The organism is Cobetia sp. 4B (assembly GCF_018831605.1).
Lineage (GTDB): Bacteria > Pseudomonadota > Gammaproteobacteria > Pseudomonadales > Halomonadaceae > Cobetia > Cobetia amphilecti.
In genome coordinates, this window is the sequence record NZ_CP059843.1 from 3,125,547 (window position 1) to 3,149,567 (window position 24,021).

General features: G+C 63.8%; 20 protein-coding genes. 13 read left to right on the forward strand and 7 right to left on the reverse strand.

The window, feature by feature from the left end:
• The first annotated feature begins 45 nt into the window (after positions 1–45).
• The 3 genes from H2O77_RS12895 (at position 46) to H2O77_RS12905 (ending at position 3,188) form a co-directional block, all read left to right on the forward strand.
• Positions 46–1,065 carry a TRAP transporter substrate-binding protein gene (locus H2O77_RS12895; RefSeq protein WP_215823251.1) on the forward strand — a complete coding sequence of 340 codons (1,020 nt, stop codon included), beginning with the start codon at positions 46–48 and terminating at the stop codon, positions 1,063–1,065.
• Positions 1,066–1,324: 259 nt separating this feature from the next.
• The gene (locus tag H2O77_RS12900; protein WP_043331335.1) at positions 1,325–1,882 is read left to right on the forward strand and encodes a TRAP transporter small permease; all 558 of its coding nucleotides are present in this window, start codon (positions 1,325–1,327) and stop codon (positions 1,880–1,882) included.
• Position 1,883: 1 nt separating this feature from the next.
• The gene (locus tag H2O77_RS12905; protein WP_043331336.1) at positions 1,884–3,188 is read left to right on the forward strand and encodes a TRAP transporter large permease subunit; all 1,305 of its coding nucleotides are present in this window, start codon (positions 1,884–1,886) and stop codon (positions 3,186–3,188) included.
• 377 nt (positions 3,189–3,565) lie between these two features.
• Here the strand turns inward: H2O77_RS12905 and H2O77_RS12910 are convergent, their stop codons facing one another.
• From H2O77_RS12910 to H2O77_RS12920, 3 genes are all read right to left on the reverse strand, one after another.
• On the reverse strand, positions 3,566–3,739 hold the full coding sequence (locus H2O77_RS12910; protein ID WP_215823252.1) for a hypothetical protein: 174 nt from the start codon (positions 3,737–3,739) through the stop codon (positions 3,566–3,568).
• Between the two features lie 224 nt (positions 3,740–3,963).
• A complete protein-coding gene (locus H2O77_RS12915) occupies positions 3,964–5,541 on the reverse strand; it encodes a glycine betaine ABC transporter substrate-binding protein (protein ID WP_215823253.1) in 1,578 nt (525 codons plus the stop codon).
• The gene (locus H2O77_RS12920; protein ID WP_131432512.1) at positions 5,538–6,278 is read right to left on the reverse strand and encodes an ATP-binding cassette domain-containing protein; all 741 of its coding nucleotides are present in this window, start codon (positions 6,276–6,278) and stop codon (positions 5,538–5,540) included. The genes H2O77_RS12915 and H2O77_RS12920 overlap by 4 nt, the downstream gene beginning before the upstream one ends.
• A 617-nt stretch (positions 6,279–6,895) precedes the next feature.
• Here H2O77_RS12920 and H2O77_RS12925 point away from each other — a divergent pair.
• From H2O77_RS12925 to H2O77_RS12950, 6 genes are all read left to right on the forward strand, one after another.
• Positions 6,896–8,065 carry an isovaleryl-CoA dehydrogenase gene (locus tag H2O77_RS12925; protein ID WP_043331338.1) on the forward strand — a complete coding sequence of 390 codons (1,170 nt, stop codon included), beginning with the start codon at positions 6,896–6,898 and terminating at the stop codon, positions 8,063–8,065.
• Between the two features lie 56 nt (positions 8,066–8,121).
• Positions 8,122–9,729 carry a carboxyl transferase domain-containing protein gene (locus H2O77_RS12930; RefSeq protein WP_215823254.1) on the forward strand — a complete coding sequence of 536 codons (1,608 nt, stop codon included), beginning with the start codon at positions 8,122–8,124 and terminating at the stop codon, positions 9,727–9,729.
• 83 nt (positions 9,730–9,812) lie between these two features.
• Positions 9,813–10,652, forward strand: coding sequence for an enoyl-CoA hydratase-related protein (locus H2O77_RS12935; RefSeq protein WP_215823255.1), 840 nt, complete (start codon positions 9,813–9,815; stop codon positions 10,650–10,652).
• A 153-nt stretch (positions 10,653–10,805) separates the two neighbouring features.
• Positions 10,806–13,088 carry an acetyl/propionyl/methylcrotonyl-CoA carboxylase subunit alpha gene (locus H2O77_RS12940; protein WP_215823256.1) on the forward strand — a complete coding sequence of 761 codons (2,283 nt, stop codon included), beginning with the start codon at positions 10,806–10,808 and terminating at the stop codon, positions 13,086–13,088.
• A gap of 6 nt (positions 13,089–13,094) precedes the next feature.
• The gene (locus H2O77_RS12945; RefSeq protein WP_215823257.1) at positions 13,095–14,021 is read left to right on the forward strand and encodes a hydroxymethylglutaryl-CoA lyase; all 927 of its coding nucleotides are present in this window, start codon (positions 13,095–13,097) and stop codon (positions 14,019–14,021) included.
• A 234-nt stretch (positions 14,022–14,255) separates the two neighbouring features.
• Positions 14,256–14,591: a zinc ribbon domain-containing protein YjdM gene (locus H2O77_RS12950; RefSeq protein WP_043331342.1), complete on the forward strand. Its 336-nt coding sequence runs from the start codon at positions 14,256–14,258 to the stop codon at positions 14,589–14,591.
• A 218-nt stretch (positions 14,592–14,809) separates the two neighbouring features.
• Here H2O77_RS12950 and H2O77_RS12955 read toward each other — a convergent pair whose 3' ends face one another.
• On the reverse strand, positions 14,810–15,178 hold the full coding sequence (locus H2O77_RS12955) for a hypothetical protein (protein WP_043331343.1): 369 nt from the start codon (positions 15,176–15,178) through the stop codon (positions 14,810–14,812).
• A gap of 466 nt (positions 15,179–15,644) precedes the next feature.
• Here H2O77_RS12955 and H2O77_RS12960 point away from each other — a divergent pair, with 466 nt between their 5' ends.
• Positions 15,645–16,499: an SDR family oxidoreductase gene (locus tag H2O77_RS12960; protein ID WP_215823258.1), complete on the forward strand. Its 855-nt coding sequence runs from the start codon at positions 15,645–15,647 to the stop codon at positions 16,497–16,499.
• 105 nt (positions 16,500–16,604) lie between these two features.
• On the opposite strand, the gene trxC is transcribed toward H2O77_RS12960, so the two are convergent.
• The 3 genes from trxC to H2O77_RS12975 form a co-directional block, all read right to left on the reverse strand.
• Positions 16,605–17,042, reverse strand: coding sequence for a thioredoxin TrxC (trxC, locus tag H2O77_RS12965; protein WP_043331344.1), 438 nt, complete (start codon positions 17,040–17,042; stop codon positions 16,605–16,607).
• A 261-nt stretch (positions 17,043–17,303) separates the two neighbouring features.
• Positions 17,304–18,371 carry a YeiH family protein gene (locus tag H2O77_RS12970; RefSeq protein ID WP_225347067.1) on the reverse strand — a complete coding sequence of 356 codons (1,068 nt, stop codon included), beginning with the start codon at positions 18,369–18,371 and terminating at the stop codon, positions 17,304–17,306.
• Between the two features lie 79 nt (positions 18,372–18,450).
• The gene (locus H2O77_RS12975) at positions 18,451–20,094 is read right to left on the reverse strand and encodes a choline dehydrogenase (protein WP_153636308.1); all 1,644 of its coding nucleotides are present in this window, start codon (positions 20,092–20,094) and stop codon (positions 18,451–18,453) included.
• Positions 20,095–20,755: 661 nt separating this feature from the next.
• Here H2O77_RS12975 and dctP point away from each other — a divergent pair.
• The 3 genes from dctP to H2O77_RS12990 are packed head-to-tail and all read left to right on the forward strand — an operon-like array spanning position 20,756 to position 23,851.
• Positions 20,756–21,982 carry a TRAP transporter substrate-binding protein DctP gene (gene dctP / locus H2O77_RS12980; RefSeq protein ID WP_215823259.1) on the forward strand — a complete coding sequence of 409 codons (1,227 nt, stop codon included), beginning with the start codon at positions 20,756–20,758 and terminating at the stop codon, positions 21,980–21,982.
• Positions 21,982–22,563, forward strand: a complete 582-nt coding sequence (locus tag H2O77_RS12985; RefSeq protein WP_215823260.1) for a TRAP transporter small permease — start codon at positions 21,982–21,984, stop codon at positions 22,561–22,563. The genes dctP and H2O77_RS12985 overlap by 1 nt, the downstream gene beginning before the upstream one ends.
• Before the next feature lie 10 nt (positions 22,564–22,573).
• On the forward strand, positions 22,574–23,851 hold the full coding sequence (locus tag H2O77_RS12990; protein ID WP_054555518.1) for a TRAP transporter large permease: 1,278 nt from the start codon (positions 22,574–22,576) through the stop codon (positions 23,849–23,851).
• Positions 23,852–24,021 lie beyond the last annotated feature (170 nt).

Consider the following 24,021-nt stretch of genomic DNA (forward strand, 5'->3'; position numbering starts at 1 on the left):
TGAAATTGTCTGCCGACAACATTCAATAATAATGAGGAACAAGACATGCGTAAGCCCAACGATTCCCTCACTCGCAAGACCCCGACAGTCAAGTCCTTCGCCTGGCTGGCGACAGTGGGTGCCCTGGCCTTCAGTGGCCCGGCACTCGCGGCACAGTGGAACCTCGCCACTCCGTATGGCGATGCCAGCTTCCACACCAAGAACACCAAGCAGTTCGCCGAGGACGTCACCGAGGCTACCGATGGCGAGCTGACCGTGACCGTGCACAGCGGCGGTTCCCTGATCTCCCACGGCGAGATCAAGCCTTCCGTGCGTCGCGGCACCGTCCAGGCCGGTGAGATCTTCCTGTCGATTCTCTCCAACGAATCGCCGGTCTACGAGCTGGACACCCTGCCGGGCGTCGCCTCCAGCTACGAAGAAGCCTTCGCCCTCTGGCAGGCCTCCAAGCCGGACATCACCGAGCTGTTCGCCAAGGAAGGTCTGATGCCGCTGTACGCGGTCGCCTGGCCGGCCCAGGGCATCTACACCGACTTCGACCTCACCGACGTCTCCCAGCTCAAGGGCCTGCGTATCCGCGCACCCAACATCAACACCCAGCGCTTCGTCGAGAACGTCGGCGGCAAGCCCACCGAGACCGAAGAAGCCGACATCCCCACCGCCTTCAGCACCGGCCGTGTCGACGCGATGATCACCTCCAGCTCCACCGGCAAGTCCATGTCGGCCTGGGATTACATCAAGCACTACAACGACGCCAAGCTGTGGCTGCCGAAGAACATCGTCTTCGTCAACAAGCGTGCCTTCGACCGTCTCGACGAGAGCACCCAGCAAGCCGTGCTCGATGCCGCCAAGGCCGCCGAAACCCGCGGCTGGGAAGCCAGCAAGGCCGATGCCGACGAGAGCGCCAAGGTGCTGACCGAGAATGGCTTCACCATCAGCGAGCCTGACGCCAAGCTGGCCGAAGACCTCAAGGCCGCCGGTGACAAGCTGTTCCAGGACTGGAAGTCGCGTGCCGGTGAAGAAGGCCAGCAGCTGCTCGAGCGCTACCGCGCAGACCTGGACGCCTGAGATCCGCTCGCAAGCCCGACTGCCCGGCGCTGAATGCTGGTCACGTCGCTGAGCGCATCGACCGTGCACTGCCTGAGCAACGTCTGAGCATTGCCTGAGCGCTGCAGATGTCCTGACTGACCCCAGCTGCAGCGTTGCTATCCCGCCACGCGATATGCCACTCGAGACTCCGACACCTGCCGTCCGCCGGCAGGTGACCCACGGCAAGCCTGTGCGCAGCATCGCGTGGCCACCCTCACCTTCCCTGTGAGCGCCCGTCATGACCTATTTCTTCGACAGACTCTATCGCCTCGGTGCGTGGGGTGCGGCGGCCTGCATGCTGCTGATCTGCACCCTCGTCAGCCTGCAAGTCTTCCTGCGCCTGATCGACGCCATCATGGTGATGTTCGGCGCCGAGCGTCTCGGCTTCGAGATCTCCGGCGTGTCGGAAATGGCTGCCTTCCTGCTGGTCGGCGCCACCTTCCTGAGCCTCGCCTACACCTTCACGCATCACGCCCATATCCGCGTGACGCTGGTCATCAACCGCCTGCCGGCCGCCGTGCGCGTATGGATCGAAAGCCTCGCGCTGCTGATCGCACTCGGCCTGAGCGTGTTGATCACCCATGAACTGGTACTGCTGGTCGGCGAGAGCCTCGAGTACCACGACATCTCCTCCGGCCTGCTGGCGCTGCCGCTGTGGATTCCGCAGAGCGTGCTGGTCGCCGGTACCGGCCTGCTGTGCCTGGCGATTCTCGAGACCCTGATCGCCACGCTGCGCACCGCCTTCACCGCGCCCTCAAGCTACGTGGCGCCCGAGCCCGAAGACGGAGCCGAATGACATGCTGACACTCATCCTCGTCACTCTGCTGGCCCTCGCCTTGCTGCTCGGCAGCGGCGTGTGGGTCGCCTTCTCGCTGATCGGCACCGGCTGGATCGTGCTGACCTTCTTCTCCACCTTCGAGACCGGCCCGATCCTGGCCTCCGATTTCTGGGGCGCCAGCTACGGCTGGGACCTGACCGCCCTGCCGATGTTCGTGTGGATGGGCGAGATCCTGTTCCGCTCCGGACTGGCCGACAACATGTTCCGCGCGCTGGCACCGTGGCTCAATCGCCTGCCGGGCCGTCTGCTGCACTCCAACATCATCGGCAGCGGTCTGTTCGCCGCCGTGTGCGGCTCCTCCGCCGCCACCTGTGCCACCGTCGGCAAGATGACGCTGCCGGAACTTGAGCGCCGCGGCTACGACAGCAACCTGGCCATCGGCACCCTCGCCAGTGCCTCGACCCTCGGCCTGCTGATTCCGCCGTCGATCATGATGATCGTCTACGGCGTGGTCACCGAGCAGTCCATCTCGCGTCTGTTCATCGCCGGTGTCCTGCCGGGCATGCTGCTGCTGGCCCTGTTCATGGGCTACCTGGCGATCTGGTCGAAGGTCGTCGGTGAGCCGCAGGGCCGCGCCGGCCATGACGAGCCGCACATGGGCTTCATGGCCAAGCTGCGCAACAGCGCCCAGCTGATTCCGCTGCTGGCACTGATCGGCGGCATCCTCGGCAGCATCTACGGTGGCCTGGCGTCACCCACCGAAGCGGCCGCGGTCGGCGTGGTACTGTCGCTGATCATCGCGCGCCTCAACGGCCACATGACCGCCGCCACCTTCAAGGAATCGCTGTTCGCGGCGCTGCGCACCTCGTGCATGATCGCCTTCATCATCGCCGGTGCCTCCTTCCTGTCCTCCGCGATGAGCTTCACCCAGATTCCGATGCAGCTGGCCGAAGGCATCGCCACCCTGGGTCTGTCGCCGACCATGCTGCTGGTGGTGCTGACGCTGTTCCTGCTGATTCTGGGCTGCTTCCTCGACGGCATCTCGCTGATCCTGCTGGTGACCTCCATCATCATGCCGGTCATCGAAGCCGCCGGTTTCGACCTGATCTGGTTCGGTATCTACCTGATCATCGTGGTCGAGATGTCGCAGATCACCCCGCCGGTCGGCTTCAACCTGTTCGTGATCCAGAGCCTGACCGGCAAGGACATCATCACCATCACCAAGGCGACACTGCCGTTCTTCCTGCTGATGATCTTCTCCATCGTGCTGATGCACGTCTTCCCGGAGATCGTGCTTTATCTTCCGCAGGCCATGAACAACTGATCATCTGACCCCGATGCCATGGATGCCAGCTGGTAGCGCTTCCAGACTCAGGAACCGCAGCTGTCGGCACCTCTATCGGTCGACCCTTGCCTCAAGGGCGCCGAGCGTCACGGCAGACATACGGTGACGTGCTTGCAGACCTCCCCTCGGGGAGGTCTTTTTTATGCCACCTGCTCGGCGCTCGCCGCTCGCAGAGCACTGCGACTGAAAGCATCGCGACTGACAGCACCGTCCTCGCACACACAGCCCAGCCCAGCCCCACACAGCTCAGATCGGCACACGAACACGCACACGGAAACGAACACAAAAAAGCCGCCCCTTCCTTGCCGTGAGGCAGTAAGGGGCGGCTTCTTCGTCAACCGACAGGCGAGGCTAGATCAGGACAGATGATCCGCCGGTGCGCTGACCGGGGTGTCGATCATCGCGTGACCTTTGCCACCACCGCCACCGCCGTGACCACCATGGCCGTGGCCATGACCGAACAGACCACAGCCACTCAGGGCCAGAGTCGCCGCGACCAGTGCAATCGGAAACAGATTTTTAATACGCATGAATCTCTCCTTCAAAGGGGGTAGAGGCTGCTGCAAGGCCGGGCCGTACAAGATTGCCCGGCGCTGTCTGCAAGCCCTGTCAGCAAGCCCTTACTTTCCCCTTCACATTACTCTGATCGACGACCAACGTTAAACCTTCGCAGCAGCCTTCCTTTTTTACCGCACGCCTTGTACAAGAGTTGCGACATGATTGTCGTGTAATGTACTACGCCGTTTTTTCCGGCTCAGCGAGCCTTCAGGCCCCGCATATGCGCCGGTATCACCAGGCGCTCGAACAGCTCGAACAGCAGCTCGGCACAGATGGCCAGCAATGCCGCGGGAATCGCCCCGTAAAGCACCAGATCATAGTCATTGAGCGAAAGCCCGGTGACGATCGGCTCGCCCAGCCCCCCGGCGCCGATGAAGGCTGCCAGCGTCGCGGTGCCGATATTGATGATGGCGGCGGTCTTGATACCGGTGAGCAGATTGGGCGTCGCCAGCGGCAGGATGACGTGACGCAGCTGCTCACGACGCGTCAGGCCCATGCCACGTGCCACCTTGACCAGCAGCGGGTCCACCGTCAGCAGCGCGGTGATCGCCGCGCGGATGATCGGCAGCAAGGAATAGACGAACAGCGCGATCACCGCCGGTACCACCCCGATACCGAACAGCGGAATCATCAGTGCCAGCAGCGCGATGGAGGGAATGGTCTGCAGCAGGCCGGTGACATAGAGCACCACCCGCGAGACCTTCGGATTGCGATAGACAAGCAAGGACAGCGGCAGACCGACCAGACACGCCAGCAGCAGCGCCGAGAGCGTCAACTGCAGGTGCTCGATCAGATTGGTGCCCAGCTTGTCCCACTTGGCACCGCTGACTTCACGCTGCTCGGTGGTGATGCCCTGTTCCTGAATGAAGCGACTGGCGACCTGGGCGAAGCTCTGCTCATCGGTGGAGACGCGGGCGTTGAGCGCCTGCATGCTGTCTTCATCGAGGCTGCCCGCCAGCTGGTTGAGCGCCGCGACGGCATCTTCCGGCAAGGCGGCGTTCACGAAGGGCACCGCCAGATATTCGGGGAAGTAGCCCTTGTCATCGTCGAGCAGCACGAAGTCGAAGCGCTTGATGTCACCCTCGGTGGAATAGGCATCGGTGGCGTCGATCTTGCTCTCGCGCAGCGCCTGATAGGCGATGCCGTGCTCGATGCCACGCGGCACCTGGGAAAGCCCGTATTCCGCGGCCAGTCCCGGCCAGCCATCCGGACGCTTGATGAACTCATGCGACATCGCGACGGACAGATCCGGGTGATCGGCCATATCGCCGATGGTACTGATGCCCAGCGACTCGGCCTGATCGCGGCGCATGCTGACGGCGTAGGTATTGTTGAAGCCCAGCGGCTCGAGCACGCGCAGGCCCTGCTCGCGACTCAGCTCATCGAGCTTCTCGAGCGCAGGCACGTCATCCAGCTTGAGAATGGCGTGGGCCAGGGTGCCGGTGTATTCGGGATAGACATCCAGCTCGCCTTCCGCCAGCCCCTGATAGGTGATGATGGTCTGCCCCAGCCCCAGACGGCGCTCGACTGTAAAGCCGGCATCCTCCAGCACCTGCGCGAATATCTCGCCCAGCAGATGCCCTTCGCGGTCCGCCTTGGAGCCGACCACGATCGGCTTGTCCTCGGGCCATGCCACGGCTTGCTCTTCCGCGCTGGCAAGCGGACTGGACACCAGTGCCCCAAGACTGGCAAGCGCCAGGCCGGCGACCATCAGCGCACCAGACAGCCCGCAGCGCGAGCGTTGCAGGACGGGAGTCGTCATCAGCGTCTTCATGCGCGTGCCTCCAGCAGTCGGGCCACGCGCTCATCCGCTGGCGCCGTGGTGATGGTGTCGGGGCTGGCGGCCTGCAGCACCACACCGGGCGCCATCACCACCATGTGATCGGACAGGCTCAGCGCCTCGTTCATGTCGTGGGTGACCATCACCACGCTGCGCGGTTCCTCCTGCTGCATGCGCTGGAACTGGGCATGCACCTCGATGCGCGTGATCGGGTCGACGGCCGAGAAGGCCTCATCGAGCAGCAGCAACGGTGGTTCCAGCATCATGGCGCGACACAGCCCGACGCGCTGGGCCTGACCGCCGGAAATCTCGTGGGGATAGCGCGTCAGCAGCGCCATGTCGAGATCCATCATCTGGAACAGACGCGCGATGCGTGCCTTGACGCGCTCGGCGCTCCAGCCTTCGCGGTCAGCAAGAATGGCGACGTTGTCGCGCACGCTGAGATGGGGAAAGAGGCCGATCTGCTGGACGGCATAGCCGATGCGGCGACGCATGGCTGGCAGGTTGGCGTAATCGACGGCGGCGCCGAATACCTTCACCTCGCCTTCATCCGGACGGATCAGGCCGTTGATCAGCTGCAGCAGGGTCGATTTGCCACAGCCACTGGCACCGACCAGGGCGGTGATACGGTCACGCGGCAGTTCAAGATCAATGCCTTCAAACAGGCGCTGACCGGCAAAGCCCTTGTGCAGGCCGCTGAAGCGGACTGCCGGGGCGGTGTCATCACTCATCGAGTAGGTCCTTCTAGGCAGGTGAGCATGAGTCTGGAATGGTGGAAAGCGCTGGCGAGTCAGCGCACTTGCACACTAAAGAGTGCCGGTGACACCAGACAGGGGACGGGAATGCTCCCCACTGACGCCCTCACGACTTCCTCAATCAACAGTGACTACAGCGTCTCAGCTTATCAAGTCACCTCGGCGATGCCGGAGCAATTTCGTTTCCTGAGCTGACTTTCTCGACTTGAGCTTCTCTACCTGACTTTCTCGACCTGAGCCTCTCTGACTGAGCCTCTCTGACTGACTTTCTCTCCCTGACGTTATGTAACTGAGCTTCTCGACCTGGCACTCCCCTCTCGAGTCTCACTGCTGACCTTCTGCCGCAAGCCCTGCGACCTTGGTCAAAGCGCCGCATAATGACCTTTACGTTAACGTCAACTTTGACCTAGAGTAATTTCCATCACACGCCAAGGCGGCCCATGGCGGGCGGACTTGATAAGCCCTTCGTGATAGACCCTTCGCGACAGACTGTTCGTGATAGACCCTTCGTGACAGACCGTTCGCCATCAGGTCATCACAGCCCCTGGCGGGCCTTGCTCATCGCGCTTCACCGAACTACAGGATGCCAGATCATGCACAGCCTCTATTCACCGCTGGATTTCGGACTCGACGAGACACACACCCTGCTGCGTGAGCAGGTCAACGCCTTTGCCCGCGACGAGATCGCCCCGCGCGCCGCCGAGATCGATGCCAGCAATGCCTTCCCCGATGACCTGTGGCAGAAATTCGGCGACATGGGGCTGCTCGGCATCACCGTGCCGGACGAGGACGGCGGCAGCGGCATGGGCTATCTGGCGCACTGCATCGCGATGGAAGAGATCTCGCGCGCCAGCGCCTCGGTGGCGCTCTCCTACGGCGCGCATTCCAACCTGTGCGTGAACCAGATCAAGCTAAACGGCACCGCCGAACAGAAGGCACGCTACCTGCCGAAACTGATGAGCGGCGAGCATGTCGGCGCGCTGGCGATGTCCGAACCCGGCGCCGGCTCTGACGTGGTCTCGATGCAGCTCAAGGCCGAACTGCGTGGCGATCACTACGTGCTCAACGGCAACAAGATGTGGATCACCAACGGCCCGGATGCCCACACCCTGGTGGTGTACGCGAAGACCGACCCGGACGCCGGCTCCAAGGGCATCACCGCCTTCATCATCGAGCGTGACTTCCCCGGCTTCTCCACCGCCCAGAAGCTCGACAAGCTCGGCATGCGCGGCTCCAACACCTGCGAGCTGGTCTTCCAGGATTGCCAGGTGCCGGTGGAGAACGTGCTGGGTGAGGTCAATCGTGGCGTCAAGGTGCTGATGCGTGGGCTCGATTTCGAGCGCACCGTGCTGGCCGCCGGCCCTATCGGCATCATGCAGGCCTGCATGGATATCGTGGTGCCCTACCTGCATGAGCGTCGTCAGTTCGGCCAGGCCATCGGTGAATTCCAGCTGGTGCAGGGCAAGGTCGCCGACATGTACACCACCCTCAATGCCTGTCGCGCCTATCTATATGCGGTCGCCAACGCCTGTGATCGCGGCCAGACCTCACGCAAGGACGCCGCGGGCGTGATTCTCTACTGCGCCGAGAAGGCCACCCAGATGGCGCTGGATGCCATCCAGCTGCTCGGCGGCAACGGCTACATCAACGAGTACGCCACCGGGCGCCTGCTGCGAGACGCCAAGCTTTACGAGATCGGCGCCGGCACCAGCGAGATCCGCCGCATGCTGATCGGGCGTGAACTGTTCAACGAGAGCGCCTGACACCTCTCGTCATCCCCTACTCTTTTTCGTATCCCTTCGCCGCTGGAGCTTGCTTGATGGCCATACTGACCTCCCTGATCAATCCGCGCAGTGACCAGTTCCGCGCCAATGAAGCGGCGATGCAGGCCGAGGTCGATCGCCTGCACCAGCTGCTGGAGACCGTCGCGGCCGGTGGCGGCGACAAGGCGCGTGAACGTCACGAGTCGCGCGGCAAGCTGTTCGTGCGCGAACGCATCGACCACCTGATCGATGAAGGCTCGCCCTTCCTCGAACTCTCTGCGCTGGCGGCCCACGACGTCTACGACAGCCCTGTCCCCGGCGCGGGCCTGGTCACCGGCATCGGCCGCATCAGCGGCGTGGAATGCGTCATCGTCGCCAACGACGCCACCGTCAAGGGCGGCACCTACTTCCCGATGACGGCCAAGAAGCATCTGCGCGCCCAGGAAATCGCCCGCAAGCATCGCCTGCCCTGTCTCTACCTGGTCGATTCCGGCGGCGCGCACCTGCCCCACCAGGACGAGGTCTTCCCGGACCGCGACCACTTCGGCCGCATCTTCTACAACCAGGCCACGCTGTCTGCCGAGGGTATCCCGCAGATCGCCGTGGTGATGGGCTCATGTACCGCAGGCGGCGCCTACGTGCCGGCGATGGCGGACGAATCCATCATCGTGCGCGAGCAAGGCACCATCTTCCTGGCGGGGCCGCCGCTGGTGAAGGCCGCCACCGGTGAGGACATCAGCGCCGAGGCGCTGGGCGGTGCCGAGGTGCACTGCAAGATCAGCGGCGTGGCCGACCATCTGGCCGACAACGACGCCCATGCTCTGCAGCTGGCTCGCCGCGCCGTGTCGCGCCTCAACTGGCAGCGCAAGGGCCAGCTCGCGCTGCGCGAATCGCGTCCGCCACGCCTGGACCCGCAGGAGCTCTACGGCATCGTCGGCACCGATCTCAAGAAACCCTATGACGTGCGCGAGGTGATCGGCCGCCTGGTGGATGACTCGGACTTCGACGAGTTCAAGCGCGAATACGGCGAGACGCTGGTCACCGGCTTCGCGCATCTGCATGGCCATCCAGTCGGCATCCTCGCCAACAATGGCGTGCTGTTCTCGGAAAGCGCCCTCAAGGGCGCGCACTTCATCGAGCTGTGCACCCAGCGCCGGATTCCACTGATCTTTCTGCAGAACATCACCGGCTTCATGGTCGGCTCGCGCTACGAGCACGAAGGCATCGCCAAGCACGGCGCCAAGCTGGTGGCGGCGGTGGCCTGCGCCAGGGTACCCAAGTTCACGGTACTGATCGGTGGCAGTTTCGGCGCGGGCAACTACGGCATGTGCGGGCGCGCCTATGACCCCAACCTGCTGTTCATGTGGCCCAACTCGCGCATCTCGGTGATGGGCGGCGAGCAGGCCGCCAACGTGCTGGCACAGGTCAAGCGCGACCAGCATGCCCGCGAGGGGCGCGAGTGGCCTGCCGAGGAAGAAGAGGCCTTCAAGGCGCCGGTACGCGATCAGTACGAGCGTCAGGGCCATCCGACCTATGCCAGTGCGCGCCTGTGGGATGACGGCGTGATCGACCCGCTGCAGACCCGCGACATCCTGGGGCTGTCACTGGCCGCGGCCATGAATGCCGAGATCGAGGACAGTCGCTTCGGTGTGCTACGCATGTAACCCGTCAAGCGCCACAACAATGCTTGTGGCCTGCACTGAATAGCGATAGTCATCTTCAAGCTAACCAAATGGAAGAAAGCACGATGACAGAGCTTCGCCAATCGAGTCGACTCGAGATAGATCAACACGGCGTCGCCCGCCTCACTCTGCTGCGCCCCGAGGTGCACAACGCCTTCGATGATCTGCTGATTGCAGAGCTGAATCAGCATCTGGAGAGCCTGCACATCAGGGCGAGCCGCGATGAAGTGCGTGTGGTGGTGCTGGCCTCCGAGGGCAAGAGCTTCTCGGCCGGCGCCGATCTCAAGTGGATGCAGCGCATGGTCGAGTATTCGCTGGAGGATAACCTCGCCGACTCACGCGAGCTTGCGCGACTGATGCAGCTGCTCGATGAGCTGCCCTGTCCCAGCGTGTGTCGTGTCCAGGGCGCCACCTTCGGCGGTGCCGTCGGTCTGGCGGCCTGCTGCGACATCGTGATTGCCGCCGAGCGGGCGCGCTTCTGTCTTTCCGAAGTGCGCATCGGGCTGGCACCGGCTGCTATCAGTCCCTACGTGCAGCGCGCCATCGGCTCACGCCAGATGCGCCGTTATGCCCTCAGCGCCGAGGTGATCGACAGTGCCACCGCGCAGCGCATCGGCCTGGTCCATGAGACCTGCCCCGATGAGCTGCTGGAGGCGCGCATCACGGAGATGGTGCAGACCCTGCTGGCCACCTCGCCTGCCGCCAGTCGCGCCACCAAGGCCCTGCTCAGCGAGGTGGCTCAGGCACCTGCCAGCGCCGCGACCCGTGAACGCTGCTGCGAGGTGATCAGCCAGCTGCGCGTCAGCAAACAGGGCCAGGCCGGACTGGCCGCCTTCTTCGCCGGCACGCCGGCGCCCTGGGTGCCGACCGAGAACCAAACAACCGAGACGTCGAAATCCTCGTGAACACCAGAGGCCTGAAGCCGCTGGCGGCGTGTCGACGCTCTCGGCACTGGCCATCACTCTCGGCCATCCACCTCGGCCATGCCTGCCGGATTTTTTCTTACGAGCTTTTCTCTTCCTGATTTCCCTTGCCACCTTCGCCACAGGACGCTTGCCATGAACGCCAACCGCGAGACAGACCAGACCCTCCCCGCCGGTTGCGGCGAGATCCGCAAGCTGCTGGTCGCCAACCGGGGTGAGATCGCCGTACGCGTGATGCGCACCGCTCGCGCCATGGGCATCCAGACAGTGGCGGTCTACTCCGATGCCGACGCCGATGCCCTGCATGTGCGCGAGGCCGACGAGGCCGTGCGTCTCGGCCCCGCCAGCGCCCGCGAAAGCTATCTGGACATCGACAAGGTGATCGCTGCAGCACGCAAAAGCGGTGCCGATGCCGTGCATCCCGGCTATGGCTTCCTGTCCGAGAACGCCGCCTTCGTCAGCGCGCTGGCCGAGGCCGGCATCATCTTCGTCGGCCCGCCCCAGAGCGCGATCGCCGACATGGGCGACAAGTCCGCCGCCAAGATGCGCATGCAGGCGGCCAATGTGCCGCTGGTGCCCGGCTACCACGGCGAGGACCAGCAGGATGAGCTGCTGCAGGCCGAAGCGGACCGCATGGGCTATCCGGTGCTGATCAAGGCCTGCGCCGGCGGTGGCGGCAAGGGCATGCGCGTGGTCGAGAGCGCACAGGAATTTGCGGCGGCGCTGGCCAGCTGTCGCCGTGAATCCCGCGCCGCCTTCGGTGACGAGCGCATGCTGATCGAGAAATACCTGACCCAGCCGCGCCATGTCGAAGTCCAGGTGTTCTGCGACAGCTACGGCAGCGGTGTCTATCTGTTCGAACGCGATTGCAGTGTCCAGCGTCGCCACCAGAAGGTGCTGGAAGAGGCGCCCGCGCCAGGGCTGACGCCGTCGCTACGCCGTGAGATGGGCGAGGCCGCCGTGCGGGCAGCGCGCGAGATCGGCTATGTCGGTGCCGGCACCATCGAGTTTCTGCTCGACGCGCCGCAGCCGGGCAGCGAAAGCCACGGCGCTTTCTACTTCATGGAGATGAACACCCGCCTGCAGGTCGAGCATCCGGTGACCGAGATGATCACCGGCGAAGACCTCGTCGAATGGCAACTGCGCATCGCGCGGGGTGAACGCCTGCCGCGCCAGCAGGATGAGCTGACGTTGACCGGCCACAGCTTCGAGGCGCGCCTCTACGCCGAAGACCCGGACAACGACTTCCTGCCCGCCACCGGTGTGCTGGAACGCTTCCGGCTGGATCTGGCAGGGGCCGGGCTGGCCGCCCGGCAGGTACGCCTGGACAGCGGCGTCGCCGAGGGCGATGAAGTCTCGATGCATTACGACCCGATGCTGGCCAAGCTGATCAGCTACGGGCCGACTCGCGAACAGGCCCTCGAGACACTGCTGCGCGCACTGGCAGCGCTGGAAGTGCGCGGCGTCACCACCAACCGCGCCTTCCTGTCCCGTCTGGCGGGCCATGCTGACTTCCGCGCCGCCGAGCTGGATACCCGTTTCATCGAACGCCACCACGACAGCCTGTTCCCCAGCGCGACACTGGACCACGACAGCCTGGCGGCCAGTGCCCTGCTGGCGCTCTCGCGCCTGAATGAGCAAGCCAGCCACGCATCACCATCGAGCCGCACATCACATTCGCGCCAGCCCTGCGCCAGCCCGTGGGAGCGCCGCGATGGCTGGCGCAATGGCCTGCCACACCAGGTGCGCCTGGCGCTGTGTCTGCCCGCTGACGCCGATGCCGATGAGCGCAGCGACAAGGTGGCGCATATCATCGCGCGCCGCCCCGTAACGCATGCCTCCCTGGCGAATACGCATACGGCGGGTACGTCGTCCGGGAGCGATTCGCGCGGCGACTGGCAGATTGAAGTGACCACTCACTACGACGATGAAAGACAGACTACGAAGCATCTCGGCCGACTCACTCGCCTTGAAGGCAACGCCATCGCCGTGACGCTGGATGGCTATCGTCGTCGCTTCCAGGCCAGTCACGCGCCGGCCCGCGGCGGTGAAGTGCTGGTGCTGTCGTCAGCGCAGCACAGCCAGTCCGGCAGCACTCCACAGGGAGAATCACGCCTGCTGTGGCGGCGCGCCGACGCCGTGGACCACGCGCGCCACGAGACCCAGGCGACCCTGAATGCGCCGATGAATGGCACCGTGGTCGCGCAGCTGGTCGCGCCGGGCAGCCATGTCCCGCAGGGCACGCCCCTGATGGTGATGGAGGCGATGAAGATGGAGCACACCCTCAATGCCCCCGCCGATGGCGAGGTCGCCCAGTTCCACTTCTCGGCCGGTGACAGCGTGGTCCAGGGCGATGTGCTGCTCGAGTTCACGGCCGCGCAGGCCGAGGCGGGCAAGGACGAGACGGACAAGGAGTAAGTCAGCATGCACTTTCCCCGCAAGGTACGCATCGTCGAGGTCGGCGCGCGCGACGGACTGCAGAACGAGTCGGTGCCCGTCGCGACTGCCACCAAGCTTGAGTTGATCCGGCGCCTGAGCGACAGCGGCCTTGCGCATGTCGAGGCCGCCAGCTTCGTCTCGCCCAGGTGGGTGCCGCAGATGGCCGATCACCGCGAGATCATGCTGGCGCTACGTGACGGCCACGCCAATTCAACAACTGCCAAGTCAGCAACCACTTACTCCGCCCTCACGCCCAACATGAAGGGGCTTGAGGCGGCGCTTGAGTGTGGTGTGCGCGAAGTGGCCGTATTCGGCTCGGCCAGCGAGTCCTTCTCGCAGCGCAACATCAACTGCTCGATCGCCGAGTCGCTTGAGCGCTTTGCGCCGGTGATGGAACACGCCCTCAAGGCTGGTGTGCGTGTGCGCGGCTATGTGTCCTGCGTGCTCGGCTGCCCCTATGAAGGCGAGATAGCCCCCGCCGAGGTGGCCGCCGTCGCTCGCGAGCTCAAGGCCATGGGCTGCTACGAAGTCTCGCTGGGCGACACCATCGGCGTCGGCACGCCGCTCAAGGCCAAGCACATGCTGGAGCAGGTCAGTCGCGAGGTGCCGATCACGCAGCTCGCCGCCCACTTCCACGATACCTACGGCCAGGCGCTCGCCAACCTCTACGCCGTGCTGGAAGAAGGCATCACGGTGATCGACAGCTCGGTGGCGGGCCTGGGCGGCTGCCCCTACGCCAAGGGCGCCTCGGGCAATGTCGCCAGTGAAGACGTGCTCTATCTGCTTGAGGGCATGGGCATCGAGACGGGGGTGGATCTGGCAGCGCTGGCCCGCACCGGTGACTGGATCAGCCGTGAGCTTGGCCGGCCGAATGGCTCACGCGTCGGTCAGGCGCTGATGGCGAGTTGTTGAGGGTAAGTGGCTCAAGGCCAGTAGTTTGAGACGCTGCCAAGCGAGGCCGCAGTGGCGCGCGCTGATTGCGACCAAGGGCCGCACTGGATGGTCGCTGTCATGGAATCGGTGTAGGCTTGCCGCCGTTCGCGCACCGCTTGAGCCCGATGCGCGCCTTCCAACACCATGTCTCGGCCTGAATCTTCGCCCGACTTCTTAGCGGGTGAAGCGCGAGACAGCTTTCAGGACACCGTGATGAGCGCCCTCCCGAACTGCCCGGCCTGCAATTCCGAATTCACCTACGATGACGGCATGCAGTACGTCTGCCCTGAATGTGCCCATGAGTGGTCCAAGGAAGCTGCCGTCGAGGAAGCCGGCCCGGTATTCCGCGATGCCAACGGCAACGAGCTGGTCGATGGCGATACCGTCACCGTCATCAAGGACCTGAAGATCAAGGGCACCTCCTCCGTCGTCAAGGTCGGCACCAAGGTCAAGAACATCCGCCTGGTGGATGGCGATCACGACATCGACTGCAAGATCGATGGCGTCGGCCCGATGAAGCTCAAGTCGATCTTCGTCAAGAAAGCCTGATCGATCCGCTCGCCTGACACGACGATGCCCCGCCTGCGCTATGTGCGCGACGGGGCATCGTCGTTTGCGGACTGTCGTTTGCGGACTGTCGTTTCCAGCCCGCCATTTCCGGCTTGCCGAGGCGCCTTGCTCGGCCCGCTCTGGCCAGCCCTGGCCCGCTCCAGTCCGCTCCAGTCCTCTCAAGCCCGCTCCAGCCCACCACCCCAGCAAGTGCTCACTCACTCCTCAGGCGACGTCTTGTCGAGCGGCGTGACCTTGGACAGGCGTATGCGGCGCTGACCCCCGACCTCGAATTCAAAGCGGCCACTCACCTGGACCTCGCGCCCGATATAGGCACCGATGCGCTCCGGTGGCAGCAGTTCCAGGCGCTGCTGTCCTTCGCCTTCCAGCCAGTAGCGGTTGGGCACGTCTTCGCTGCGCACCCTGCCCTGTACGGCCACCTGCTCGCCCTGCCAGGCCTCGGAGTGTTCCAGCAGCGTCGCCACGCTGGTAGGGCGCGGGCCATTGACGCCATCGCATCCCGTTGTGGCCATCAGCATCACCGCCACGGCCACCATCGCCAGCCAGTGTTGCATCCCCTTGTTCATCTTCATTCCTCGCGCGACTGATACTTCATCGGGGGCTACCCGCTCGCTCATTCACTCGCTTGCGGCTTGAGGGGACTCGGGCAACGACCCGGCAGTCGAGTTCCTCGCCCCTCGCGTCGAATGGCGATATCTCGTGGTCACCCAGACGCACCTGACGCCTGACGTGGACTCATGCACAGTCTGACAGCTGCCACGCGAGGCGATAACTCCCTTACCAATAGAATCAGCCATCAGGATCAGCCCTCAACGCAGGCCGTGAGGCGCCGCGCCACCCGCCAGCCCCATCACGACTCTGAGGCCTGTCATGCTGAGGCATGGTCGCCGCACGGTGTCTGCGGGTACCGCCCTTGTCTCGCGCGCCAGCCGCACCTATATCATTGCCCGCAGGGGCACACCGCGCCATCGACGAAGCATGTGTGAAGCGCTTCGTCATATCGCCCTGCCGGCACCTCATCAGGAGAATGACATGAAGACAGCCAAGGTGGCCTATATCACCGGCGGTGCTCAAGGCATCGGCCGCGGCATCAGCGACTACCTGCTCGCCCACGGCTGGCGCGTGGCCGTGGCGGATATCGATGCCGAGGCAGGCCAGCAATATCGAGAGATGAAGAAGCGACAGGCGAGCGGGCTCACAGAGGAGCCTGCAGCGCCGTCGAGGGAGCTTGCACAACGCTCGGGAGCGCCGCTTGGTGAGCAGCCCGCAGAAGACATCGGTGAGCGCCTGCGTGTGTTCACGCTGGATGTGCGTGACGAGAAATCCGTGGCCGCCAGCATCGCGGCTACCTGGGAAGCCTTCGGGCGGCTGGACGCGGTGATCAACAATGCCGCGATCGCTGATCCCTTCCAGGGCAAGCTTGAGGAGCTGGCACTCGAGCGCTGGCATCAGGTACTGGATACCAGCCTGACCAGCAGCTTCCTGACCGCCAAGCATGCGGCGCGTCATCTGCGCGAGACCGGCGGCAGCATCGTCAATCTGGCCTCCAGCCGCGCCCTGCAGTCCGAGCCGCACAGCGAAGCCTACGCCGCCAGCAAGGGCGGCATCGTCGCCCTCACCCACGCCATGGCGATGAGCCTGGGGCCGGAGATTCGCGTCAATGCCATCAGCCCGGGCTGGATCGACGTCAGCGCCCTGCAGAAAAGCGGCGAGGCCGAATCGCTGAGTGACGAAGACCACGCCCAGCATCCCGTCGGGCGCGTCGGCCATGTCGATGACATCGCCGCGCTGGTGGCCTTCCTGATCTCGGACAAGGCCGGCTTCATCACCGGCCAGAATCATGTCGTCGATGGCGGCATGACGCGCAAGATGGTCTATTCGGACTGAGACGACAACGCCTGACGCGATTGCACGTCAGGCGTTGTCAGTTCTTGAGCTGCGTCCGGGTTTCCCTGAACGCTCAACTGCGGACTTGTCTTGAGCGGGCCGTGGTCACACCGCGTGCGGTGCCAGCCACTGCTTGAGCTGACCGGCCTGCATCACGCCTGATTCGCGCGCCAGCTCCTTGCCCTGCTTCATCACCAGCAGCGTCGGAATGCTGCGGATGCCGAAACGACCAGCCAGCGCCTGCTGGGCTTCGGTGTCGATCTTGGCGAAACGCACACGGGTGCCCATCTGCGCGGCGACTTCATTGAAGATCGGCCCCATCATCTTGCACGGGCCACACCAGCTGGCCCAGAAGTCGATGACCACCGGCATTTCACTGCGCACCACCAGAGCCTCGAAGTTGTCGCTGGTCAGTTCCAGCGGCTCCTTGGGCAGCACGGCGGCGCTGCACTTGCCGCAGCTGGGGTTGTCATCCAGACGCGCGGTGGCCACACGATTGAGAGCGAGACATTGCGGACAGGCCAGCACGAGGGATTCAGACATGATCGGACTCCAGAGAAATGGGGATGCGGCGCGCCACGTGACGGACAACCGTCAGACGCGTACCGATAAGCGCAGATCATACGACTCGTGGGCCAGGAAGCAATTGAGCCACCTTATCGCCCTGATTGGCTGGCTGTATGAGCCCGCCTGATCTGAACACTCGCCTGACCTGAACGAACTTAACGCCCCCCTGCCCTCAAGCGCGAAGGGCCCCGCCAGTCACGGCGAGGCCCTTCGCGCTTGAGCACACCCAAGAGTCGCTCAGATGCTGGCCAGCCCGAACTTGATGCACAGCGTCACCAGCACCAGCAGGAAGAGGGTTTCCACCACCATCAGGATCACCGGCTTCCAGCCCACCACCGCCAGCTTCTGGAACGACGTCTTGACGCCCAGCGCGGCAATCGCCGCCACCAGACACCAGCGCGACAGGTCGGTGAAGCCTTCCACGGCGACGCTTGGCACCCAGCCGAGGCTGTTGATCAACACCAGTGCCACGAAGGCGATCAGGAAGGTGGGGAACATCGGCACCTTGCCGCCCTCATCGCCATTGGCCTGGCGCGCACTGCGGAACAGCAGCATGAAGACCATCACCGCCGGCACCAGCATCGCCACGCGCAGCAGCTTGACGAAGGTCGAGACGTCCCCGGTGTGCTCGGAAATGATGTAGCCCGCGCCCACCACCTGAGCCACGTCATGGATGGTGCCGCCGAGGAAGATGCCGGCCTCGGCATCATCCAGCCCCAGCAGCCTGACGATCAGCGGATAGGTGATCATCGCCACGGTCGAGAGGGTCGTCACCCCGACCACGGTCATGATGGTGTGGCGCTCGCTGGTGGCGTTGCGCGGCATCACCGCCGACAGCGCCAGTGCCGCCGAGGCACCGCAGATGGCCACCGAGCCACCGGTCAATAGCCCCATGTCGCGGTCCAGCCCCATCACGCGGGCCAGCAGCGCGCCGAACAGGATGGTCGCCACCACCCCGAGTACCACCGTGATCACCGGGCCGAGGCCGAGACTCGCGACCTGCTCCAGCGTGATGCGCACGCCCAGCAGAGCCACGCCGAGGCGCAGTACCGTCTTGGAGGCGAACTCGATGCCCGCCTTGCACGGCCCCTCCTCGGAGAGAAAGTGCAGCGACATGCCGAACAGCAGCGCATAGAGCAGCGTCGGGCCGCCGTAGTGATCAGCGATGAAGGTGGTCGCCAGCGCGATGATGATGCAGATCAACAGGCCCGGCATGATGGTGCGCACGCGCCCTTCCAGGGTCCGCCACAGGCTGGTGGGCGGGGTGGGTGTGTCGTGCAGTGATGAACTGTTGTCAGTGGCCACGCGGATTCCTCTTGAAGACCAGCAAGCGGTGACGGGCAAGCAGCCCCGCCGCGATGTGTCGTTCAGGCACGAAGGCCTGCTAGCTGGCCTGGGCCATGTTCACCTGGGCGGCCTTGATCATGTCGGCGGCCTTCTCGGCGATCATGATGGTCGGCGCATTGGTATTGCCGGACACGATCACCGGCATGATCGAGGCATCCACCACGCGCAAGCCGTGCAGGCCATGGACACGCAGCTCGTCATCCACCACCGCCAGCGCATCGTGGCCCATCTTGCAGGTGCCCGCCGGGTGATAGATGGTCTGGCTGAACTGACGCGCGGCTTCCAGCAACTCCTCATCGCTCTGGTAGTGCGCGCCCGGCACGTACTCCTCGCTGATCACCGAGGCCAGCGGCGCTGCCTGGGCGATGCGCCGCGCCACCTTGATGGCATCGACCACCACGCGGCGGTCTTCCTCGGCGCTCAGATAGTTGGGCTGGATGGAAGGATAGATGCTGGCGTCGGCGCTGGTGATGCGCACCTGGCCGCGACTGTGCGGGCGCAGCTGACACACCGAGGACGTGAACGCCGAGAACGGATGCACGCCATCGGCGGGCTTGTCGGCACTCAACGGCTGCATGTGGAACTGGATATCGGGGCGTGTCAGCCCCTCGCGCGACTGGGTAAAGGCGCACACCTGACTGGCCGCCAGCGTCAGCGGGCCGGTACGCGTGAAGAGGTACTGGGTGCCGACCGCCAGCTTCTTGAGCGGATGACGCACCTCGTCATTGAGGGTGCGGCACTGGGTCTTGAACACCAGCCGTACCTGCAGGTGGTCCTGCAGGTTTTCCCCGACCCCCGGCAGCGCGTGCAGGCATTCGACGCCGACACTGGCCAGATGCTCGGGCTCACCGATACCGGAGCACTGCAGAATCTGCGGGCTGCCGATGGCGCCGCTGGACAGCAGCACCTCGCGCTCGGCGCGTGCCGTGTGGATCGTGCCCTTCACCTCGTACTCGACTCCCACCGCACGCTTGCCTTCCAGCAACACGCGGCGACAGTGCGCATGCTTGACCAGCGTCAGATTGCTGCGCGTGAGCGCCGGGCGCAGGAAAGCCCTGGCGGTGCTGCAGCGCAGGCCCTTGTAGGTGGTCTGCTGGAAATAGCCGACCCCTTCCTGGCGCTCGCCATTGACGTCCTGGTTGAGCGGAATCCCCGCCTCCACCGCCGCCTCGATGAAGCGCTCGGCGATCTCGCGCTTGAGGCGCAGGTCAGAGACATGCAGCGGCCCATCGGTGCCGTGCCATTGGTTGGCGCCGCGCGCCTGACACTCCGACTTGCGGAAGTACGGCAGCACTGACGCGTAGTCCCAGCCCTGATTGCCCGCGGCCGCCCAGTCGTCGTAGTCCTCGTGCTGGCCACGGATATATAGCAGCCCATTGAGCGAGCTGGAACCGCCCAGCACCTTGCCCCGCGGCCACTGCAGCCGACGACCATTGATGCCCTTGTCAGGGTCGGTGAGATAGCACCAGTCGGTGGCCGGGTTATGCATCGTCTTGAAATAACCGACCGGCACATGAATCCACGGATTCCAGTCCGAGCCGCCGGCTTCCAGCAGCAAGACCTTGATGGAAGGGTCTTCGGTTAGACGATTGGCTAGCACGCAACCGGCTGAACCCGCTCCGATCACGATGTAGTCATAGGCGGCTGATGCGTCGGCATTGGCGTAACGTGTTGTTTTCATTATTTTATATACCATATCGAGACATATTGTCTCATAATCATGGTATCAAAATTGGTATTCGTCAAATACGAAACGTATTGTCTCAATATCTTTGCCAAAGCTGAAAAAGTGCCCTACATTGAGATTTGAAACGCCGGTAACGGTACTTTTCGTCTCGTTATACGACCAACTATGTAAGACGAACTAGCGAGAACGACACAGACCGCCATCAATGGCAGTCACCAGAGAGGCCAGAAGCAGGGCTCATGAGCTCTGGAGACGTGCTGAGGAGAGACTGAAAAGGGCTTTAGGAGACTCTGAAGAGAATTTGAAGAGACTTTGAAGAGACTTTGGAGTGGCTTTGAAGAAATAGCGGATATGTCTGACAAGCGGCCCAGCACGCTCTGAACAGACACTCTCTAAAAAGACACGCTCTGAACAGGCACTGCGAAAACGCCTGACAAATAAAGACGGGCATATAAGGACAGCAAATAAGGACGGATAAACAATCACTTGGCTAAAGAAGTGATCAACGAACGGCTTGCCAGACAAGCAGCGGAAGCAAGCCCCGCACCGCAAGACCCATAACAACGCCAACACAGGGCGAGTGATACGACATCACTTCCCGGCCGCCAGGCCTGCATCCCACCACAAAAGCAAACACAATACCGGGAGCACTACCATGCCATCGCCACTCAGCAAGCTGTCACGCCGTGACTTCCTCGACATCTCGGGTCGCTTCGGTCTGACCTCGACCCTGCTGGCCGCCACCGGCCTCGGCGCAGGTCTCACCGCGTCCACGCTGGCGCGCGCCGCCGACCAGGAGCAGCAGAAACGCTACAAGACAGCGCCCAAGTTCCAGCTGCGTTTCGGTGCCTCGGGCTTCAATGAGCGCAATCTCGATATCCAGAAATCCGGCCAGCTGTTCTTCGCGCGTGACCTGGAAGAGCGCACCAACGGCGCGATTCGCGTCGAGTTCATGGGCAGCAACGAGGTCTGCAACCAGCTGGACTGCGTCGGCAAGACCCAGCAGGGCATCGTCGATATCTACTCGGCCTCCACCCAGAATTCCTCGGGCAGCGCGCCGTATCTGAACGTGCTCGATTTCGCCTACATGTTCCCCACCGTCGCCTCGATGTTCCACTTCTTCTATCACAAGAAGAGTGAGCAGCTGCTGCGCGAACCGCTGCGCCAGCGCCACAACCTGCAGTTCCTGTTCACCCACTGTGACCTGCGCGGCATCATGCTCGGCCTCAAGTGGCAGGACAAACCGCTAGTCACCAGCATCGATGATCTCAAGGGCACCAAGAACCGCGTCACCGGCACCCAGATGGGCCGCATCGCGATGGAGCAGCTGGGCCTGAACCCGGTGCCGGTCGCCTGGGAAGAGACCCTCGATGGCCTGCGTCAGGGCCTGCTGGATGGCGCCGAGACCTGGATGAGCGCCGTGGCCTACGCCGGCATGGCACCGGTGGTGTCCCAGGCGGTCGATCTGCGCTTCTTCGCCGGCACCGAACACACAGGCATGAGCCTGCCCAAGTTCGACAGCCTCGGTTCCGAGCTGCAGGACCAGGTGATGGAGTCCGCCTACTGCGCGCAGATCTTCACCCAGGGCATGAACGAGGCCGGGCGCTTCGAGATCGTCGGTGCCACCGAGCACCCCGCCGCCGGCACCGTCTTCGCCGAGAACAACGTGCGCGTGGCGCCGCTGTCGGACGCCGAACGCTCACGCGCCGAACAGATGTGCTCGCCGGAATTCAATCCCGAGCCGTGGGAGCAGTGGCGCGAACGCCTCAACAAGTGGTCCGGTGGTCTCGATATCTATCAGGAAATCCATGATGTCGCGCGCGAGATTCCGCGTGATGTCGCCGCCGTCAACGTCAAGCCGCAGCGCTGGTGGAGGGGGTAATGGGCGATACCACCATCTTCAGCCAACCGACCAAGCAACCTGCCCTCAAGAAGGCCGCGCCCTGGGCGCGTCCCTTCCTGTGGCTGGACGCCCATCTGGAACAGGTCGTCATACTGATCGCCTATTCCGGCATGGCCGGCATCATCTTCGTCGAAGTCATCCGGCGCTTCTTCTTCGGCCTGCAGGCCCCCTGGAGCACCAGCATTCCCGTGCTGCTGTTCCTGTGGCTGACCTGGTTCGGCGCCTCGCTCAACGTCAAGAAGCGCACCCACCTGAGCCTCAACGAGATACGCATGAAGCTGCCGCGCGGTGGCCAGTTCGCCTGCCTGATCCTCGATGCCGTGCTGTGGATCGGCTTCGGGCTGATGGTGATCTACTTCACCACCACCCAGGTGACACTGGCCTATGACAACTACGCCATCGTGCCGGGCACCGACAACGTCATGCAGTGGTGGTTCTACCTCGCCACGCCGCTGGCGTGGGTGATGATCATCTATCGCGTACTGCAGAACCTCTACGCCGACTGGGCGCGCTATCGCCGCGGCGATTCCTTCAACCTGCAACCGTCCATCATGGACTGAGGAGGTCAGCATGACAGACGGTATCTGGATCTCCCTGATCACGGCGGGCGTGACCGCCTTCTTCCTGCTCGGCGTGCCCATCTTCCTCGTCATCGGCCTGTGGGTGGTCGGCACCAGTCTGGTGATCGACTTCACGCTGGCCAATGTCGGCGTCACCCTCTTCCAGGGGCTGAGCTTCTTCGGCCTGCTGGCGTTGCCGCTGTTCATCCTCACGGGGGACCTGATCAACGCGGCGGGCATCGCCAAGCGACTCTCCGACTTCGCCTACTCGACGCTGAGCTGGATGCGCGGCGGGATGGGCATGTCGACCCTCGGCGCCTGCGGGCTGTTCGCGGCGATTTCCGGCTCCAACGCCGGTACCACCGCCACCATCGGTTCGATCATGCAGCCCGAGATGGTCAAGAACGGCTATGACGAACGCTTCGCCGCCGCCACGGCGGCCTCCGGCGGCACCGTGGGCATCATCATTCCGCCCAGCATCATCTTCATCGTCTACGGCTTCATGATGAACCTGTCGATCAGTGACCTGTTCATCGCCGGCATGGTGCCGGGCGCCCTGATGGTGGTCGCGATGATGGGTGCCTGCTATCTGGTGGCGCGCAAGAATGGCTGGGGTCAGCTGCAGCCCTTCAAGGCCGGTGTCAGCGCCAGGCTGGCGCGCAAGGCCTATCTGGGCTTCGCGACCATCGGCGTGGTGGTCTACGGCATCTACTCGGGCAAGTTCTCGCCGACCGAAGCCGCCGCCATCACCGTGGGCTTCACCATGATCGCGGGGCTGTTGATCACCCGCGAGATCAGCCTCAGGAAGCTGCCGACCATCATGCTGCGCTCGGGTCAGATCGCCGGCATGCTGGCACCGCTGATCGCCATCTCGGTGGTCATGCAGCAGCTGCTGTCGGTGCTGGGTGCCGGACAGGCGCTGAGCGAGATGCTCAGTGGCATCGACAACTACTACCTGACGCTGGGCACCTGCATGCTGATCATCCTGCTGGCGGGCATGATTCTGGAAAGCCTGCCGGTGACGATCATCCTGGCGCCGATTCTCGCGCCCATCGCCCAGCAGGCCGGGGTCGATCCGATTCACTTCTCGGTCATCTTCCTGGTCGGTGCCGCCATCGGCTTCGTCACGCCACCCTTCGGGCTCAACCTGTACGTGGCCAGCAGCATCACCGGCATTTCCTACGTCAGACTGGTCAAGTACGTGATCCCCTACTTCATCGCGCTGATCGCCTGCTGGCTCGCCATCTGCCTGGTGCCTTCCCTTTCCCTGTTCCTGGTAAACCTGTAACACTAGCCTCATCGACAGCCCCGCGAGGGGCTGTCTTCGTCTCATCAGGGCAGCCTTCGCCAAGGGGTCCGCTGCCGTGATGAATCGATGCACTGACGCCTTGCCACCCTGCCCCTGTCGGCCCCGGTCACCCAGAGTGACATGCGCCCGACAGCAGGATGAGGACACTA